This is a genomic window from uncultured Desulfovibrio sp. (assembly GCF_902477725.1).
In the GTDB taxonomy this organism is placed as follows: Bacteria; Desulfobacterota; Desulfovibrionia; order Desulfovibrionales; family Desulfovibrionaceae; genus Desulfovibrio.
This window is the reverse complement of sequence record NZ_CABSIF010000003.1, coordinates 131,731-149,909: the sequence shown is the minus strand read 5'-3', so window position 1 is coordinate 149,909 and position 18,179 is coordinate 131,731. Positions and strand designations below refer to the sequence as shown.

13 protein-coding genes are annotated in these 18,179 nt (G+C 60.4%); 8 read left to right on the top strand and 5 right to left on the bottom strand.

What is annotated here, in order from left to right:
- The first annotated feature begins 36 nt into the window (after nucleotides 1-36).
- The 8 genes from RDK48_RS03485 (at nucleotide 37) to RDK48_RS03450 (ending at nucleotide 8,796) form a co-directional block, all read left to right on the top strand.
- Nucleotides 37-831 (top strand): type III pantothenate kinase, encoded by a 795-nt coding sequence (locus RDK48_RS03485; protein WP_298997800.1) that lies wholly within the window; start codon nucleotides 37-39, stop codon nucleotides 829-831.
- A gap of 155 nt (nucleotides 832-986) precedes the next feature.
- Nucleotides 987-2,288: a phosphopyruvate hydratase gene (eno, locus tag RDK48_RS03480; RefSeq protein WP_298997803.1), complete on the top strand. Its 1,302-nt coding sequence runs from the start codon at nucleotides 987-989 to the stop codon at nucleotides 2,286-2,288.
- Between the two features lie 188 nt (nucleotides 2,289-2,476).
- Nucleotides 2,477-3,334: a bifunctional methylenetetrahydrofolate dehydrogenase/methenyltetrahydrofolate cyclohydrolase FolD gene (gene folD / locus RDK48_RS03475; RefSeq protein ID WP_298997807.1), complete on the top strand. Its 858-nt coding sequence runs from the start codon at nucleotides 2,477-2,479 to the stop codon at nucleotides 3,332-3,334.
- A 24-nt stretch (nucleotides 3,335-3,358) separates the two neighbouring features.
- Nucleotides 3,359-3,799 (top strand): DUF805 domain-containing protein, encoded by a 441-nt coding sequence (locus RDK48_RS03470; protein ID WP_298997809.1) that lies wholly within the window; start codon nucleotides 3,359-3,361, stop codon nucleotides 3,797-3,799.
- A 140-nt stretch (nucleotides 3,800-3,939) separates the two neighbouring features.
- Nucleotides 3,940-5,019, top strand: a complete 1,080-nt coding sequence (locus RDK48_RS03465) for an iron-containing alcohol dehydrogenase family protein (RefSeq protein WP_298997812.1) — start codon at nucleotides 3,940-3,942, stop codon at nucleotides 5,017-5,019.
- Between the two features lie 96 nt (nucleotides 5,020-5,115).
- The gene (locus RDK48_RS03460; RefSeq protein WP_298997814.1) at nucleotides 5,116-6,303 is read left to right on the top strand and encodes a DegT/DnrJ/EryC1/StrS aminotransferase family protein; all 1,188 of its coding nucleotides are present in this window, start codon (nucleotides 5,116-5,118) and stop codon (nucleotides 6,301-6,303) included.
- A gap of 95 nt (nucleotides 6,304-6,398) precedes the next feature.
- Nucleotides 6,399-8,087: a cytidine 5'-phosphate N-acetylneuraminic acid synthetase gene (locus tag RDK48_RS03455; protein ID WP_298997817.1), complete on the top strand. Its 1,689-nt coding sequence runs from the start codon at nucleotides 6,399-6,401 to the stop codon at nucleotides 8,085-8,087.
- A gap of 1 nt (nucleotide 8,088) precedes the next feature.
- Nucleotides 8,089-8,796: a cytidylyltransferase domain-containing protein gene (locus RDK48_RS03450; protein ID WP_298997820.1), complete on the top strand. Its 708-nt coding sequence runs from the start codon at nucleotides 8,089-8,091 to the stop codon at nucleotides 8,794-8,796.
- Nucleotides 8,797-9,038: 242 nt separating this feature from the next.
- On the opposite strand, the gene RDK48_RS03445 is transcribed toward RDK48_RS03450, so the two are convergent.
- From RDK48_RS03445 to RDK48_RS03425, 5 genes are all read right to left on the bottom strand, one after another.
- Nucleotides 9,039-10,454, bottom strand: coding sequence for a phospholipase D-like domain-containing protein (locus RDK48_RS03445; RefSeq protein WP_298997823.1), 1,416 nt, complete (start codon nucleotides 10,452-10,454; stop codon nucleotides 9,039-9,041).
- 148 nt (nucleotides 10,455-10,602) lie between these two features.
- On the bottom strand, nucleotides 10,603-11,025 hold the full coding sequence (locus RDK48_RS03440; RefSeq protein WP_298997826.1) for a universal stress protein: 423 nt from the start codon (nucleotides 11,023-11,025) through the stop codon (nucleotides 10,603-10,605).
- A gap of 58 nt (nucleotides 11,026-11,083) precedes the next feature.
- The gene (locus RDK48_RS03435) at nucleotides 11,084-15,919 is read right to left on the bottom strand and encodes a response regulator (protein ID WP_298997829.1); all 4,836 of its coding nucleotides are present in this window, start codon (nucleotides 15,917-15,919) and stop codon (nucleotides 11,084-11,086) included.
- A 125-nt stretch (nucleotides 15,920-16,044) separates the two neighbouring features.
- A complete protein-coding gene (locus RDK48_RS03430) occupies nucleotides 16,045-16,797 on the bottom strand; it encodes a tetratricopeptide repeat protein (RefSeq protein WP_298997832.1) in 753 nt (250 codons plus the stop codon).
- A 102-nt stretch (nucleotides 16,798-16,899) separates the two neighbouring features.
- The gene (locus RDK48_RS03425; RefSeq protein ID WP_298997835.1) at nucleotides 16,900-18,114 is read right to left on the bottom strand and encodes an MFS transporter; all 1,215 of its coding nucleotides are present in this window, start codon (nucleotides 18,112-18,114) and stop codon (nucleotides 16,900-16,902) included.
- Nucleotides 18,115-18,179 lie beyond the last annotated feature (65 nt).

Genomic DNA, 18,179 nt, shown 5'->3' with positions numbered 1-18,179 from the left:
GGCTCTGTAACCTTTCAGGCCTTTGCGGAGGCGCATATGCAGCCCGAGATTCTGCTTTTCGACATAGGCAATACTTCCATCAAGATTGGGCTGGGCAACGAGCGTCATGTGCTGACTTCGTACACCCTGCGCACCGATACCGCCCAGTCGGCGGACAATTTTGGTCTTACCCTTCTCACGCTTTTGCAGCATGCGGGCGTTGCCCCCGCGCAACTCAAAGCCTGCGTTGCGTCATCTGTTGCGCCCGGCTTTGATCCCCTGCTGCGCGAGGCCGTGGCCCGCTATGTGGGCTGCCCTTTGCAGCGTGTGGGCAAGGAACTGCCCGTTCCGCTTGAAAACCGTTATGAACGCCCTGCGGAAGTGGGTGCGGACAGGCTGGTGGGAGCCTATGCGGCGCGCCGCATGTATCCGGAAACGCCTTCTCTGCTTATTGTTGATTTTGGCACGGCGGTGACCATCGATTGCGTGAGCGGCGATGCCTACATGGGCGGCCTGATTTTCCCCGGCCCGCGCACGGCCCTGACCGCGCTTTCGCGTGAGGCCGCCAAGCTGCCAAGGGTCAACCTTGACGTGCGCGCCAACGAGCCCACGCCGGGCCGCAATACCACCACCAGCATCCAGCACGGCATTGTTTTTGGCTTTGCCTGTATGGTCGAGGGCCTTACGCAGCGCCTCAAACGGCAAATGTCCGGCCCGGTCAAAGTGCTTGGCACAGGGGGTTTTGCCTCCTCCATAGCCAGAGTCAGCAACGTATTTGATCAGGTGTTGCCCATGCTGCTGCTTGAAGGCCTGCGCAGGCTGCACTATGAAGAACCCAGCGTTGACGAATAGCGCCATGGATCCAGCCTGACTGTCAGGCGGCGCTTCTGGCCCTGAACAGACGTTTCACGGGCAAAATTTCTGATCGACTTATCCGCAGACCATTGGCCTTTGCGCCGTGGTAAGCATTTTCGTAAACAAGCCCCCCAGGGCAAAAGGAGTAGACAATGAGCGGCATTGCTTCAGTTTATGGCCGTGAGATTCTCGATTCGCGCGGCAACCCCACTGTTGAAGTGGAAGTGACGCTGGAATCCGGTCACAGCGCCCGCGCGGCGGTACCCTCCGGGGCCTCCACGGGCAGCCGTGAAGCCCTGGAAATGCGTGATGGCGACAAGAGCCGTTTTGGCGGAAAGGGCGTGACCAAGGCCGTTGACAACGTCAACGGCGAAATCGCCGAGGCCATTGTTGGCATGGACGTGCTGCGTCAGGTGCAGATCGATAACACTCTTATCGACCTTGACGGCACTGATAACAAATCCCGCCTTGGCGCAAACGCCATGCTGGGCGTTTCCATGGCCTGCGCGCGCGTGGCTTCCGAATTTCTTGGCCTGCCGCTCTACAAGTATCTTGGCGGCATCAACGCCAAGGTGCTGCCCGTGCCCATGATGAACATCATCAACGGCGGCGCGCATGCTCCCAACAATCTGGATATTCAGGAATTCATGATCATGCCCGTGGGGGCCATGACCTTCCGTGATTCCCTGCGCATCGGCGCGGAGATTTTCCACACCCTTCAGGCCATCCTCAAGAAGGACGGCCACGTGACCAGCGTTGGCGATGAAGGCGGCTTTGCCCCCAACCTGAAGAACCATGATGAAGCCTTTACCTACATCATCAAGGCCATTGAAGAAGCGGGCTACAACCCCGGCTCCGAAGTGGCTCTGGCCATCGACGCTGCGGCCAGCGAATTTTACAAGGACGGCAAGTACGTGCTCGGCGGCGAAGGCAAGACCTTCAACAATGCCGAGATGAGCGACTGGCTGGCCGAATTCACCCAGAAGTACCCCCTCATCTCCATCGAAGACGGCATGTCCGAAAGCGATTGGGACGGTTGGGGCATGCTGACCGCCTCCCTTGGCGACCATATCCAGCTGGTGGGCGACGACGTGTTCGTGACCAACCCCGGCATCCTGGCCGAAGGGATCGATCAGGGCGTAGGTAACTCCATCCTTATCAAGCTCAACCAGATCGGCACGGTTACGGAAACTCTGGACACCATCGAGATGGCCAAGGAAGCTTCGTACAGCACAGTTGTTTCACACCGCTCCGGCGAAACCGAAGACAGCTTCATTGCCGACCTCGCCGTGGGCGTCAACGCCGGGCAGATCAAGACCGGTTCGCTCTGCCGTTCCGAGCGCATGGCCAAGTACAACCAGTTGCTGCGCATTGAAGAAGAACTGGACGACGATGCGGACTTCTTCGGCCCCATCATGGCTGAATACTATCTCCAGGCAGAAGACGAAGACTAGGTTTATCCGCCCGCAGATCAGGCCGCGCTAAGGCCGGGTCTGCGGGCTTTTCACAGCTGATCGCGTATGGACCTCCAACCCGCGCGCAACCATATTGGAAGGGCGCGGGTACCACCAGCGACCGTCGCACCAGCCGGGCGCGGCGGTCGCCCTGTTTGCGGCGGCTATCTTATTTTTTGGAGTATGACATGATCTTGATTGACGGCAAAAAAACCGCCGCCGACATCCGGGCGGAACTTGGCGCGGAAGTGGCCGCCGCCTGTGCCGAGGGCCATCGTGCTCCGGGTCTTGCGGTTATCCTTGTGGGCGAAGACCCTGCCTCGCAGGTCTACGTGCGCAACAAGGAGCGCGCTTGCGCCGAAGCCGGTATTGTTTCCTTTCCGCACCATTTGCCCGCCACCACCAGCCAGCAGGACCTGCTGCAACTCATTGGCGAGTGCAACGCCAATCCCGCTGTGGACGGCATCCTGCTGCAACTGCCCCTGCCCAAGGGGCTGGACGCGCAGGAATGCCTGCTGGCCATTGATCCGGAAAAGGACGTGGACGGTTTCCACCCTGTGAGCGTGGGCCGTCTTTCGCTGGGCTTGCCGGGATTTGTCTCCTGCACGCCCGCCGGGGTCATGGAGCTGCTGCGCCGCTATGACCTGCCCACCAGCGGCAAGAAGGCCGTGGTTGTAGGGCGCTCCAACATTGTGGGCAAACCGCTGGCCATGTTGCTGGCCCGTTCTGGCCGTTTTGGCGACGCCACAGTGACCGTATGCCATTCGCGCACGCCCGATCTTGCCGAGCAGTGCCGTCAGGCCGATTTTCTGTTTCTTGCCATGGGCAGGCCGCGCTGCATCACAGGCGACATGGTGCGCCAAGGCGCGGTGGTCATTGATGTGGGCATCAACCGCACTCCCGAAGGTCTGTGCGGTGATGCGGATTTTGCCAGTGTAAGCCCCAAGGCGCATGCCATTACGCCTGTGCCCGGCGGCGTTGGCCCCATGACCATTGCCATGCTGCTGAGCAATACCGTGCAGTCGTGGCGGCAGCACCGGGCCTGATTTTGCCTGCTGGGAGGAGAGCACATGGAATTCAGGGATGCCGTAAAAATCTGCCTGACCAAGAAGTATTGCAGCTTTAAGGGCCGGGCCTCGCGCTCCGAATTTTGGTGGTTCTGCCTGTTTACGCTGCTGATCAATATTGCAGTGGTCATTGTGGGAGCTATGGCGCCAGCGCTGGCTTCCATCATCAGTGCCGTGCAGGCCTTGTGGTTGCTGCTGCCAACGGTGAGCGTGTCAACGCGCAGGCTGCATGACCGCGATTTTTCCGGCTGGTGGCAGGCCCTGCCTGTGGCCTTGATGCTGCCCGGCCTGGTCGGCGTGGCGGCTGATGCCGATTGGTTGTTCATTTTGGTGGCCTTTGCAGCGGTCATTGCCAGCATTGGGCTGATGGTCGTGTACGCGCTTAAAGGAACCTCCGGGCCCAACCGTTTTGGCCCTGATCCACTTGACGACAGCGGGGTCTGAGGGCCACCATATAAAGGTTGTGCCGCCCTTCGGCGACAACAGGCGAAAATCCGCGCCAGTGGCCCATTGCAGGCCATCTTGCCAGACGTTCGGCTATAGCGTATGGCCCGGTCATCATCTGCCATATTGAGAGGGCAACTATGTTTCGCAACGCAAAGAATGTTGGTTACTATATGATTGGTTCGGGCAGCCTTGCCCAGCTTGGCGATCTGATCGGCGCGCGCCGCGCCGCAGTGAACGGCCCTGCCGTGTTCTTTATTGACCATTTTTTTGAAGGCAAGGATCTCATTGCCAAGCTGCCCGTGGAAAGCAAGGACATGGTGCTCTATGTAGACACCACCAACGAGCCCACCACTGACAGCATCGACGGCTACACCGACAAGGTGAAGACCTTCCTCAACGGCACGGCCCCCTGCGCCCTGCTGGCCTTTGGCGGCGGTTGCGTTCTTGATACCTGCAAGTGCGTGGGCAACCTGCTGAACAACCCCGGCAAGGCCGAAAACTATCAGGGATGGGAACTGGTCAAGAACCCCGCTCCCTACAAAATCGCTGTTCCCACCCTTTCCGGTACGGGTTCCGAAACCTCGCGCACTGGCATCATCTGCAACGAGGAAAAGAACATCAAACTCGGCATGAACAGCGACTACACCATGTTCGAGCAGGTGCTGCTCGACCCTGACCTCACCGCCAGCGTGCCGCGCAACCAGTATTTCTACACGGGTATCGACACCTACATGCACTGCTTCGAGAGCATCACTGGCTCCTACCGCAACGTGGTGGTGGATTCCCTGGCTGAAAAGGCCATTGACCTCAGCAAGCAGGTCTATCTTTCCAGCGACATGATGAGCGATGAAAACCGCGAAAAGCTCATGATCGCCTCCTTCCTGGGCGGCATGGCCGCCGGTTTCGTGGGCGTGGTGCATCCCCTTTCCGCTGGCCTCAGCATGGTGCTGCACATGCACCACGGCATTGCCAACTGCCATGCCCTCACCGTGCTGGAAGACATCTACCCCAATGAATACAAAGACTTTATGGCCATGATGGAACGCCAGGGCATCGACCTGCCCAAGGGAATCTGCCAGGGCCTTACCGATGCGCAGTACGATGCCCTTTACGATGCCAGTATTGTGCACGAAAAGCCGCTTTCCAACCGCCTTGGCCCGGATTTCAAAAAGATCCTCACCAAGGAAAACGTTATCGAGCGCTTCAAGCGCATGTAGCCGCGCGCGGCGCAACCCGCGCCTTCGCTTGCAGTGATAACCGCAGATTGTGCGCCGTCGGGCCTTCCGGCGGCGCATTTGCCACAAGGAGTCCTCATGGACATTAAAGTAAATTTCAGCGGCCGCGCCATCCGCTACACGGAAGAAGAAATAGCCGTGGTTGTCGAGGTCATGCGCAATGCCGACACGCTCACCCAGGGCGCGCACATGCGTGATTTTGAAAGCAAGTTTGCCAGCTATCAGGGCGTTGCCCAGGGCAGCTGCTTTGTGACCATGAACGGCGTTTCGGCTCTGGAGCTTTCGGCCCAGCTGTGCCGCTTCAAGCCCGGCGATGAAGTGGTCATGCCTTCGCATACCTTTACGGCCTCCGCCTACCCCTACATCAAAAAAGGCGCCACAATGGCCTGGGCTGACGTTGACCTTCTGACCCGGGTCGTCACAGCCGAAAGCATCGAAAAAGCCATTACGCCCCGAACCAAGGCCGTTGTGGTGGTGCACCTGTACGGCTATGTGGCAGACATGGTCGGCATTGCTGCCCTGTGCAAAGAGCGCGGGCTTATCCTCATTGAAGACGCGGCCCAGTCCATTGGCTCCGAGCTGAATGGCAAAAAGGCTGGCAGCTTTGGCGACATGGCCGTTTTCTCCTTCCATTCGCACAAGAACCTCACCACCCTTGGCGAGGGCGGCATGCTCTATGTGCGCGATCCCAAGCTGGCGGCCCTGGTGCCCACCCTGCGCCACAACGGGCATTGCGGCTATGATTTTGAGCGGCCCGACTACTGGAAGCCCGCCATGGGCAACGTTGATCTGCCCATGCTGGACGGGGAACCGCTGCAGCCCAACAACTACTGCCTTGGCGAAGCGGAATGCGCGCTGGGGGCCAAACTGCTTGAGCGTATCGACAGCATCAATGACGAAAAACGCGCCCGCGCCCTGCGCTTCATTGATGCGCTGGCGGACTTTCCAGAGCTGGAGTTCCATCGCGAGGATTCCCGCCGTCATAACTACCACCTGCTCGCCGCGCGTATGACCACGGGCACCGAAGCCCGCGACCGCTTTATCCGCGCCATGTTCAACGAGAAGGGCGTGAAGTGCGTGGTGCAGTATATTCCGCTGGACCGCTACGATTATTACCGCCGTCTGGGCATGGGCAAGGCTGACTGCCCCAATGCCGACACCTTCTTTGACGCCATGATTTCCTTCCCCTTCCAGCACTGGCTGACGGATGAGGAATTTGACTACATGCTGGCTTCCACCCGCGAGGTTCTGGCCAGCCTGCGCTAACGCAGTCTGTATTGCCCCGGACGGCATCGGCATTACCGATGTTGTCCGGGGTTTGCTCACTGCGCCCTGTTCCTTCCGCACAGCAGAGAACACACGTGAAAGAACGCTGCATCGTCATACCTGCCATCAAGAAAAATGCCGTCATTCCTGACCAGCTTGTTAAAAAACTGGCCGGGGTTACGCTTGTGGAACGGGCCGTCAATACCGCGCGCAGCGTCTTGCCCGGTGATGATATTGTTGTGCTGACCGACAGCCAGGAGATTGCGCTCATCTGCGAACGCGCGGGCGTGCGGCACCACTGGAACAAGGATCTGCGGTTCACCAGCCTTGATATCGTTACCGAAATGCGCGGGCTGCTGACAGAGCTTGCGCGGGAATACGAGCACTGCATGATTTTGCGCGCCTCCTGTCCCCTGCTCACCTGGGTGGACGTGGAAGACGCCTGGAAGCGCTTTCGCGAGGCGCAGGCCGATAGCCTGGTGACGGTCAAAAGCATGCGCCAGCGCATCTGGAATGTGCAGGGCGAAGGGCTTGAGAGCCTGCTGGACGAAGACGCCGGGCACGACAGCGAAAAAATGCTGGTGGTGGAAAGCCGCGCGCTGATTATTTTGCGGCTTGCCCTGCTGGACAAGGCCAACGGCCACACCCTTGAGCGCGGCAAGATTGTGCCCTATTTTCTCAACGACAGGGCCATTGAAATTCAGGGCTATCAGGACTGGTGGATCTGCGAACATCTGCTGCAACGGCGGCATGTGGTCTTTGTGGTGGCTGGCTGGCCCGCCATCGGCATGGGGCATGTGTTCCGCGCACTGATGCTGGCGCACGAGATCACCAATCACAAGATCAGCTTTGTCTGTACGCGCGCGAGCGAGCTGGCGGTGGAAAGCATAGCCCGAAAGGACTACAAGATCGTGCGTCAGGGCAACGAGGAGTTGGCAGACACCGTGCTGCGCATGCGGCCCGACCTTGTGGTCAACGATATTCTGAACACCACGGCGGCCTATATGGCGCGCCTGACCACGGCTGGCGTGCGCTGCGTCAACTTTGAGGATGAAGGCCCCGGCGCGGACTGGGCGCGGCTGGTGGTCAATGCCCTGTATGAAGACAGGGACAGCAACGAACGCCTGCGCTACGGGCCGGATTATTTTTGCCTGCGAGATGAATTTCTGGGCGCGGCGCGCAATCCCTTCCGCCCTGAACTCAGGACAGTGCTCATCACCTTTGGCGGCACGGATCTCAACGACTGCTCGCGCCGGGTGCTGGACATCATCGAACCCATCTGCCGGGCCTACGGCATCCGCATCCGCCTTGTGGCGGGGCCGGGCTATGCCCACAAGGACGCCATGGAGGCGCATCTGGCACGGCTGGATAACCCGCTGGTGGAATTTACCTGGGCCACCAATGTCATGAGCCGCATGATGGAAGGGGCCGACCTCGCCATCTGCTCCGCAGGGCGCACGGTGTACGAACTGGCCCACATGCGGATTCCTTCAATGGTGCTGGCCCACCACGAGCGCGAGGCGCGCCATACCTTTGCCCGCCCCCGCAACGGCTTTGCCTTTGTGGGCATTATGGACAGGGTCAGCGATGCCAAGATTCGCAATGTTTTTCTGGCCATGCTCAAGAATCCCCGGCGCAAACGCTTTTGGGATCGCCAGAACGCCCTCAATTTTACGGCCAACAAGGGGCGCGTTGTGGCCCTCATGCAGAACATCCTGCAGGAAGGCCCAGCCAACCCCCAGGTGGTGGAAACTGCCGCCTCCGCAGAATCGCAGCAAGCGTAACATGCTCCACAAAGGAACACCCATGCGCAAGACCGGCAAGGTTATAGCCATTGTTCAGGCCCGCCTCGGCTCCACGCGGCTTCCCATGAAATCACTGCTCTGTCTGCGCGATGTGCCCGTTATCGACTGGGTAACGCGGCGGCTGGCGCAGGCGGCAAAGCTTGACGGCATCATGGTGGCCGTGCCGGATACCCCCCTTGACCGTGTGCTCATGGAGCATCTGCAAAGGCGCGGCGTACCCTGCGTTGCCGGTTCGGAGGACGATGTGCTGGCGCGGTTCTGCCTTGCGGCCCGCACGGCGGATGCCGGGCGCGTGGTGCGCGTGTGCGCCGATAATCCGCTCATCTGGAGCGGGGCCATTGACCGGCTGGTGGATTTTTATGAGCAGGGCGGCTGGGATTATGCCTATAACCATATTCCGCGCAACAATCTCTGGCCCGACGGCCTTGGTGCGGAAATCCTCTCGCGTGAGCTGCTGGAAGAACTGGACGCCAAGGCCGCCCAGACCTCGCAGCGTGAGCACTGCCTCAACTACATCTGGGACAATGCCGCCAGCTTTAAAATAGGCACGTTTGATCCGGAAGAAGACTGGCTGCGCCGCCCCGAACTCAAGCTGGATATGGACAGGCCTGATGACTTTTGCCGTCTGGCGCTCAAGCCCATCCACCCCGACATGGACGCAAGGGATATTGTGCGCGTGTTTGGCTAGGGGGCGTTTCTCAATAATTCTTTTGGCCGGTCACTGCGTCATCCAGCATTTTTTACTCCAGTCATGGACAGAAAGCGTCCACCCCTGCCGTAAAAAACACTGTTTTCCTTGTCCTCGGCGTAAAATCTTTTATTGAGAAACAGCCCCTAGTTTGGTTCAGGGATGCATGCTCAGGCCCCCAAGGTGTTTTTTTAGCCCGTAATGTGGGCTGAGGGACACCTTGGGGGCTTTTTGCATGGGTTTTACAGATAGGGTGAAAATATCCAGCAGGCGGCATTGCGCAGCTTTACGGGCAGGGGCAGGGCGGCAAGGTAATCCCTGGTGATTTCGCGTCCCGTGATGATGGCCCTGTCTATGTGGGCGGTAATCTGGTCGTGCACATCCGGGTTGAACACTTCCATGTTCAGCTCAAAGTTCAGGCGCAGGCTGCGGGCGTCCAGATTGGCCGAACCTATCTGTGAATAGTAGCCGTCCACGGCCAGCAGCTTGGTGTGGGCAAAGGGGGGCTGCTGGTACCATACGCGCACGCCTGCTTCCAGCAGGGTGGGCAGCAGGCGGTACTGCGCCCAGTGCACGTAGAAGAGATTGTTTTTTTCAGGCAGCACAACGCGCACGTCCACACCGCGCTGCCCTGCGGAGCGCAGTGCGGAAACCAGCCCGTGCGAGGGCAGAAAGTAGGGCGTCATGATGCGCACGGAGCGCCGGGCCGCATTGATGACGGCGCAGTAGATGTCGTTGAGGATATCCGCCTCGGAGCCGGGGCCGTCCATGATTATGCGGCAGCGGCTTTCGCCGCGCGGCAGGGTGGTGGTTGGCGGCAGGGGGGTGTAGTTATTGGTGCAGAAACCCCAGTTGAGCAAAAATGCGCGGCGCAACTGATCCACAATTGGGCCTTCGCACTGAAAGTGCATGTCCTGCACATACCTGGTCTTGCCTGCGGCGATGTTGTCGTCCGCTATGTTCATACCGCCGGTAAAGGCCATGGTGTCGCACACCAGCATTTTGCGGTGGTTGCGCAGGTTGATGCTGAAATTGGGCGGAAACAGGCGCGGCGGCATGAACAGGGCCACGCGCACCCCGCGCTTGGCGAGTTTTTTCCACGGCTTGCGCAGGGAATAGAGCATGCCGATGCCGTCCACCAACAGGCGGGCGTCCACGCCGCGCTCCGCAGCACGGGCCAGGGCCTCGCCAAAGGCCGTTGCAACCTGGCCTGCGTTGAAAATATAGGTGCAGAGAAAAACGTGATCCTTGGCATTGTCTATGGCAGCAAGCATGGCCGGGTATGCCTGATCGCCGTTGCGCAAAGGGGTGACGGTATTGCCGGTGCTCAGGTGCTGCTCGGTGAGCACTCGCCCGATGTGTTCCATGCGGGCTATGCTGTCAGGGATATTTTCCGGTGGGACCTTGGAAAGAGGCGGATGGGCATAATCCGGCTCCAGAGGCTGTTGCCGCCGCATGATGCGGCTGGCCCTGCTTTCTGCTCTGCTGATGCCAAAACAGGCATACAGGATGGGGCCTACAACAGGCAGAAACAGGGCCGTGACAGTCCAGCCAAGGGCCGCGCGGGGGTCGTGTTTGGTCAGCAGGGCATGGCAGACGGCAACCCACGAAAGTATGTGGGCGACCAGGAGGCCCAGTGTTTCAAAAAATAGCAGCATTGTTTTCCCACAGTGAGAGCGCGTCAGCAGTGGGTGCGCGCGGTTAAAGGCCGGGCGGCGAGGGATGTCTGCGTATAAGACGGGCTAGGTGACAGTCAGCCTTCACAAACATTTTGCGTCGCCACACCCAGAACTGATGGCGCGGTACTTAGCGGCGTATGGCCAGCAGCGGCGTATCGGTATTGCGCAGCACACGTTCTGTTATGGAGCCGAGCAGCATGTCTTGCAGCCCGTCGCGCCCGTCAGTGAACATGATGATAAGGTCTGCATTTTCCTCATGTGCCACGCGAATGATGGTTTCAGCCGTGGTGCCTTCTTCTATGCGGCAGCGCACAGACCCGACGGGCTTTTCCATTTCCGCCACCACAGTGTTCAGCAGGGTCTGTCCCTTGGCCTTCTGCTCCGCCAGAAGTTCGGCGTGGGCTTCGCCACCGACAATCTGGGGCAGCGGTTCAAAAATGTGCAGGAGGACAATATCGCCGCTGGCAAGTTTTTTGGCGTGACTCAGGGCAGATTTGGCTCGGCTGAGGCCGTTTTTTCCGCTTACAGGGATCAGAATAGTCTTATACATGGCTTCCCTTGGGTCAAAGGTTATCACAATGCTGGTTGCGCCTGATGACAGCGGCCGCTTAGCGGCGCGGGGTCAGGCCGATGCGGTTGCGTTCAACTGCCACGGCCAGCTCGGGCAGCAGGTCGCGCAGTGCGTTCATGTCATTGGCCTTGGCGGCGCGTTCCACACACCGGGCCATACGGGCCAGCACGCGGAAGCCAAAGGCATCGGATTCCGAGGCAATGCGGTTGGCAGCGTCACCCACCACCGCGCAGCGGCGGTTTTTGAAGCCCTGCTGTGCATCGTCCATGGCGGCATCAAGCCGCGCCACAAGCTGCGGAATAGTTTGGTCCGTTTCACGCGGGGCGGTGGGCTGCACAGGAGCCTGCGGCGCAAATGCGGCAGGTTGTGGCTCCACGGTTCTTTGCTCCGCAGGGGGCGTACTATAGCTCTCTGCCTCAGGGGTTTGTGCAGGTGGTGTTTCACCGGAGTGACCGCCTTGAGGCGCATGCTGGGCGTTGTCATGCCCGTTATGGCGCAGCGCCTCTGCCGCGCCTGCAATGAAATTCATGATGGAATTGCCAGTTGCCTTGCCCTTGAGGTGCGCGGCGGTACGCTGGGGTTCCGCAACGTTGGCAGAAACTCCGGCAGGCGACTCTGCGCCGGACGTGCCAGCAAGCGCTGGGGACTCGGCCTGCATAGTGTCCTGCCGGGGCATGGCCGCTAGATCCGCCATGAGATCAGGCTTGCCGCCGGGCAGTGGCTCGTTGTCTGCCCCAAGGGGGCGGTCGCCAGCGCTGCCCAGCAGTTTGAGAATGAGCCGCCCTGTTGCGGTGCGCGGCATTTCAACCTGGCGGGAACGTCTTTCATCAGCAGTATGCCCGGAATCCTGCTTGGAGTCCTGGTTGACCGCACCGGAGGCATCATCCTGCCTGGCGGGCTTGGTCATGGGCATAGGTTCACCCACCCATTCCCCAGGGTGCGCGAGGCTGGGGCTGACATAGCTTTTTTCTTCTCTGGCGGGCGCAGCAGGCGGGCGAGCGGCAGACAGGGCATCCCGTGCGGATGTCTGTGGCATGCCTTGCACAAAACCTGGCGCAGACTGTGGCGCAGATTGGACCGCAGACTGCGCCGCAGGGCTGGCTGTTTTGATGGGGGTGCCAATGGGCATGGGTTCACCCACCCATTCATCCTGAAGGCTGTAGGTATCCCATGCGCCCTTGCCAGCAGGCGCGGGAACATCAAAACCCTGTGTGTTGACAGGGGAAAGCGTGGCTTCGCCGGCCCGACCCGTCATGGCCTTGAGAGTGTCGGCGCTTTCGGCAATGGGCTGTTCGTCTGGCTCTGTGGGCAAAACCGGATCCGAAGGCAGGGCTGCCTCAAGAAATTCCGCCGGAGTAACAGTTTCCCGGGCGGCAGGAGCGGGGCCGGGATGCTGTTCCGGTTCGGGCCAGTCAAGCGTTTCAATTGGAGCAGGTGCCTTGTCCGGGGCAGGCATTTGCTCCGTTGCTTCCAGAACAGGTGCGGCTGCGGGCGTATCTGTGACGAGTTCCGCCTGTTCCACCGCATCGGGTTCCCGTGCGGGTTCAGGCGCCAGCTCGTTCGCCTGCGGGGCCGCAGGGGCTTCTGCCGCCCACAGCGGGCCTTCAAGGCCAGCCGAGGCCATAAATTCAGCGTCAGTGTTGCTCGCCGCCTGCGAGGCTTCCTGCTGCGGGGTAGCAGCGTCAGCTTCCTGCGGCTCTTCTGCCGATGGCTCGGGCAAAATCTCCGTAATAATTTCCGGCTGCGCTTCGGGCTGATGCTCTGCATCGTCCTGCATGCCCAGAGGCTCTGACTGGGCCGCATCCGGCAAAATATCCAGCGGTTCAGGCTGCTGAGACGCAGTTTGCTCTTCTACCGGGGCTGCTTCCTTTTCTACAGGAGCGGGAACAGCGGCGGCAGGTTCCTCCAGGGAAATTTCTGGAGTGTCAGGCATGGCAACAAGCGCCTGTCCGGCATCCTGTGCAGAGTCCTCGGGGGGCAAAAGATCAGTCAGTTCAATGGGCGCGTCTTCTTCTGCCTGCGGGGAATCTTCCATCATGGGCAGCAGCATGCCAGACTGGTCGGCGGTGCCAAAATTCAGCGATTGCGGGGAAGACAGCAACCCATCATGCGGTAGCGGCATTGTCAGCGGCTGAGAATCCACGGATGCGCCCGTGTCGGGCAGGGCATCCTGCAAGGAGGCGTCGTGGCCAAAGAGATCGGGCAGCTGGTTCTGCTCCTGTGCCTGTACGCTGGGTGCAGCATCGGCAGGCAGGCTCTCGGACTCGGGCGAATTTTCCTCGTGAGCGGGCAGGGGAATATCCTCTGCGGGCTGCACAGGATCGTTTTCTTCTGCCGCAGGGACAGGGGCCGACACTGCTGACACAGCCGGGCCATGGTCTGTAAATCCAGCTTCGTCCAGCACTTCCCGCAGGGTAGCGGCAAAGGCTTCCGCGTCCACAGGTTCAAGCAGGGCGTGGGTGTATCCCGTGTCTGCCAGTTCATCCCAGCGGGTATTGTCCTTGGTGACGGCAAGGGCCTTGAACACGGGCAGCCCGGCCTTGAGGGCTTCGGCCTCAAAGCGCCCCAGAGCGTCCGCCTCTGCGGGGCCGTCGTGGGGATCCTGAGTCACCAGCATGAGTGCGGGAGCTTCGCGGTTGCATTCCAGCGCTTCCCGCATGCTGCGGGCCTGGGTGCTGTTGCAGCCGAGGGTGGTTATCATGTGGGCTAACGCCTGACGGTCAACGGCGCTTTCGGCCACCACTGTAATGGTGGGCGCGCGCTGTGGTTCCGGCGCAGCTTCTGCTTCGGTTTCGTTCTCCAGCGGCTTCAGGCGCAGGGTAAAGGCAATGGATGTTCCCTGTGGGCCGCATTCCACATTGAGGTAACCGCTGTTGGAACCGGCCAGTTCCCATGCGCGGGTGAGCGCCAGTGATGATCTGTCGCGCGGCGGAATGCCCGCCCCGGTGTCGGTCACAGTAAACAGCAGATGGCCCGGATCGGCGGTTTCGGGCACACGCCGCACAGAAAGGTGCACTGCACCTCTTTTGGTGGCGCGTACGGCGCTTTCAAGCAGCAGGCCGAGGGTTTCGCGCAGGGCGCGGGCCTGTCCCTCATACATGTGCCCCAACAGCGGGGGCATGTACCACGCAAGGCCAATACCCGAGTTCTCGGCGGCGGCGGTCACGGCATCGTGCGCCTCGCGTACAAGGTGTTGCAGGTTGAAAGCTGCGCGCTGTTCGCCAACGCTGGTCTGATCCAGCTCTTTGCCGGGATTGTCAATAATTCTGGCAAGATCGCCAGCCGCGCCAAGCATGTTCTCGGCATACTGGCGCACCGCAGGTGGCAGAGAGCAATGGCCGAGAGCCGCGCCTTCGCGCATGAGGCGATCCAGCGGCGGGCGCAGCAGATTTTCCCATATGCCGGGATCAACGGCGGAGGCGGATTTTTTCTGGTTTCTGGCAGGCGCTGCAACTGGTTCCAGATCGGAATTGTCAGAAATATCCACCGGCAGGGCGGAAAAGTCAGCGGCGGTTTTGCCTGTGACGGCAGAGGGAGGCAAGAGACGCAGATTGGGGTCGTCCAGCGGGGTATCAAGACTGATGGGGCCATCGTTTGGCCCGGCGCCAAGGCTGGAACTGATCAGCGCTGCATCCAGCGCGGCAGCGTTACGTTTGCTCGCCGCTGCGGATTCGCGCTTTGTGGCCTTGTTGGCTTCTTCAGTTTGGGCGGCATCACGCGGCATGCCTGTTCCGGCAATGAGCAGGGCGCTCAGGGCCGTGCCCCAAAGCGGAGCAGAAGCCAGCAGATTTGCGGCGTAGCCGTAATCAAGCCCCATGACGCCCGCAGCCACAAACAGGGGCGGCACAAGGCAGCCCAAAAGAAAACGCCGTGAGCCGCCAAGGCCCATGAGGGCCCCGCCAAGGGCGCTCAGGGTAAAGATCGCCGTGCAGGCAGGCCAGAGGGAAAGAAAACGGATGCTCCAGCTAAAACCGGGGAGGAGCGGCAGCAGGGCCAGTGCCGCTCCCGGCAGGGAAAGCAATATAAACTGGGCGTCCAGCAGGGGGGAGCGGCCCCTCGTACGCATAAGATGACGGCCCACGTGGGGCAGGAGCATGAGCGCCAGACCAGGCGCAAGCACCGCCAGGGCCTGATTCAGGGTTATGCTGCCGGAGCCGTAGGCAGGCATGCCAACTATGCCCTGCGCAAGAGCAACGCCCACGTAAAGCGCTGTCCAGATGCGCCACTGGCCCCTTTCGGAGAGTCCGCGCAAAAGGCACAGCAGCATGACCACGGCAAGAGCCAGCAGGGCGGCAGTGCCTGCAAGGCTGCCCCAGTTGGAGGCGGCGTCCTGCGGGCTGCGCAGCATGGGGGAAAACCAGATGCCCGGCAGGCCGTCCAGGCGAATATAGCAGGTGATCGGGTCGGCCCCCGGCTCGGGCAGCAGCATCACATTGCGGTGGCTCGGGAGAATCTCGCGCCATTCAACGCTGTCTGTCGTTGGGTTGGCGGCAGGTTCGTACAGAACAGGGTCAGCCGGAACATCCGGCCCCATGTCCAGCAGCATGGCCTGCGAGCGCCCCCCTGCGGGCAGAGGGGCCAAGGTAAAGCGCAGCCACATCACTCCGGTGACTCGCGGCAGTTCCTTGACGTTCAGGGGTTTGAACATCTGGCTGTTGGAAGGGGCGGCAGCCTCCTCCACATCCATGGTTCCCGTCACGTCAATAAAGTATTGCAGGTCGGGCAGCAGCGGCGTGCTTGCTGAACGCAACACGGGCGGAATCATGCCGCTGTGCGCCGTCGACGGCGCTCCAATACCTGCGCAGGCTATGCACAAAAAAAGGGCGCAGGCGCGCAGCAACGCACGCGAAATGCCGGAGGGAGTGAGAGTCATGGTCGTTCCGCCTGTATGATCACCGATCTATCTATGGTCTTTCCCCCTTCAGGCGCGAATGCGCCTCCAAATCCGATGCAGGGGGCGGTTTGTCGTGCTGGGACGGCTTTTGGCCGCAGCTGTGCCTAGCGCAGGTTTCTGATTACGTCAGAAACAGACTGCCCGTCAGGAGCGCGCGCAGCGGGGTTGGCTGCCAGCAGGCGCTGCCATGCCTTCATGGCGTCGTCCTTGCGCTTGAGGTCGAAGTAAAGCACCACGCCCTCGTTGAACATGGCGTTTTCATGCCGGGGATTGACGCTGGAGGCGCGGCGGAAGCTCGTCACGGCCTTGTCGTATTCGCCAAGCTCGCGGTACATGATGCCAAGGTCGGTCAGCACATCGGCATTGTCAGGGGCAAGAGCCAGCGAACGCTCGTAGGCGCTGGCGGCCTTGCGCGACTGGCCGGTGTCAAAATAAAGATTGCCAAGGTCTGTCCAGTTGTTCGCGTCCTTGGGGTTGGCAAGGACATTTTGTTCCATGGAGGCGATTTTGGCTGCCAGCTCGGGCGGAATGGGAGGCTGGTTGTCCTGCTTGGCCTGGCCGGAAGGCTGAGCGGAAGGCTGCCCCGAAGCCTGCGAAGCCGCCTGCGTCTGGCCTGCGGGCGCTTGTTGCGCGGGTTCCTGCGTGAATATTGACGGCACAAGGCTGCCCACATAGACGCCCAGCACAAGGGCAACGGCGATGCCTACAAAAAACACACCCTTGCTGACCTTGCTGATGCCGTGGGGCTGTTCAGCCTGGGGGGCGGTTTCCGGGGTGGATGTGCTGTCGGCGGGCGTGGAAAGCTGCGCTGCCGTGGGAGTATCTGCGGACTTTTTGGGGGGCTTTTTGTTTGCCATGTATTCCTCGTAGCTTGGGAAATATCTTTATCCATCAGCCTACAACCGGAGGAAAAAAGAGGCAAGCCCGCAGCTTGCGCACCCCTGCGCCATGCCCCCGGTTCAGCGCGCCCATCCACCATGAACAATACGGTATATGCCAACCGAAGCCAGAACTACGATGCTCAGGGTCAGATACATGCCGCTGTAGCCTATTGAAGGAATAAGATGGCCGAATATGTAAGGCCCAAGGCCGATACCAAGGTCAAAGAAGATGTAGAATGTTGTGGTTGCCTGCGCATAGCGCGAGCGTGAAACCAGCGAGAGGGATACCGCCTGCCCCACAGATTGAAAGTTGGCAAAGCCCACGCCCAGCAGCAGGCCCGCGCACAGCAGCACGGCAGCGCTATCTGCGCGCGAAAGCACAAACAGGGCCAGAGCCGTGAGCAACAGGGCAGGGTACAAAATCACGTGTTCGCCGTGCCGGTCAAACAAGCGGCCGCTTTGGGGCCGCGTGAGCATGGCCGCCCCGGCGTAACACAGAAAAAAAATGCTGGCTGTGCTCGTGAGTCCGTGCTCCGCCGCAAAGGAAGGCAAGAATGCCTGTATACAGCCATAGCTCGGGCACACGGCAAGCGCCACCAGAGAAAAGCGCACCACTCGCGGGTCAATATAGCTGTACAGGCTCAAAACCGGGCGCGCAGGCTGGCGCATGGGCGGCAGGTTGTGCAAAAAGCAGAAAATTCCCAGACACAGCAAGCTGATGCCCGCATTGAGCAGCATGAGGGTGTGGTATCCGTACCTGAGGGAAAGGAAGATGCCCAAAAATGGCCCGAGGGCCAGCGCCAGTGCGGCACTCATGGTAAAAAGACCTATACCCAGACCATGAAACCGTACAGGAACCACATAGGCCACAATGGCTCCTGTGGCGGTTCCGGCTACGCCTATGCCAAAGCCGGCAGCAAAGCGCTGCACAAAAAGCATGGGCAGAGAATCCACCAGGAACAGGCCGCCAATGCTTGCGGTAAACAGCAGCAGGCCCGCAAGCAGGCAGGGTTTACCCCCAAATGTGGAGAGCTGGTTGCCTGAAAGGAATCGTCCCACAAGGCAGCCGATGACCATGATGCCCGAGGTCAGCCCTGCTGTGCTCAGGCTGGTGCCAAAGGTTTTTTGCACATGGGCCGTGCCGGTGACAAAGATGAGATAGTAGTCCGTCATCAACAACATGTTGATGCAGGTGACAACCAAAAAGTTGCCCCGGCAAATGGCGGCAAAGGTCTCAATGAAACCTGCTTCTGTCTGCTGGGCCGCTGGGCCGTGAAGGTGTTTCCTGGGCATGGCCTGACCTCCATAACAGGGTTCAAGGCAGTTCGTTGCGCACGCAACGATTTATGGCCCCCTGG

Bases quoted from the DNA above. Each gene is read 5' to 3' on its own strand.
- RDK48_RS03485 (WP_298997800.1), top strand. From the start codon at position 37: ATGCAGCCCGAGATTCTGCTTTTCGACATAGGCAATACTTCCATCAAG.
- eno (WP_298997803.1), top strand. From the start codon at position 987: ATGAGCGGCATTGCTTCAGTTTATGGCCGTGAGATTCTCGATTCGCGC.
- folD (WP_298997807.1), top strand. From the start codon at position 2,477: ATGATCTTGATTGACGGCAAAAAAACCGCCGCCGACATCCGGGCGGAA.
- RDK48_RS03470 (WP_298997809.1), top strand. From the start codon at position 3,359: ATGGAATTCAGGGATGCCGTAAAAATCTGCCTGACCAAGAAGTATTGC.
- RDK48_RS03465 (WP_298997812.1), top strand. From the start codon at position 3,940: ATGTTTCGCAACGCAAAGAATGTTGGTTACTATATGATTGGTTCGGGC.
- RDK48_RS03460 (WP_298997814.1), top strand. From the start codon at position 5,116: ATGGACATTAAAGTAAATTTCAGCGGCCGCGCCATCCGCTACACGGAA.
- RDK48_RS03450 (WP_298997820.1), top strand. From the start codon at position 8,089: ATGCTCCACAAAGGAACACCCATGCGCAAGACCGGCAAGGTTATAGCC.
- RDK48_RS03445 (WP_298997823.1), bottom strand. From the start codon at position 10,454: ATGCTGCTATTTTTTGAAACACTGGGCCTCCTGGTCGCCCACATACTT.
- RDK48_RS03440 (WP_298997826.1), bottom strand. From the start codon at position 11,025: ATGTATAAGACTATTCTGATCCCTGTAAGCGGAAAAAACGGCCTCAGC.
- RDK48_RS03435 (WP_298997829.1), bottom strand. From the start codon at position 15,919: ATGACTCTCACTCCCTCCGGCATTTCGCGTGCGTTGCTGCGCGCCTGC.
- RDK48_RS03430 (WP_298997832.1), bottom strand. From the start codon at position 16,797: ATGGCAAACAAAAAGCCCCCCAAAAAGTCCGCAGATACTCCCACGGCA.
- RDK48_RS03425 (WP_298997835.1), bottom strand. From the start codon at position 18,114: ATGCCCAGGAAACACCTTCACGGCCCAGCGGCCCAGCAGACAGAAGCA.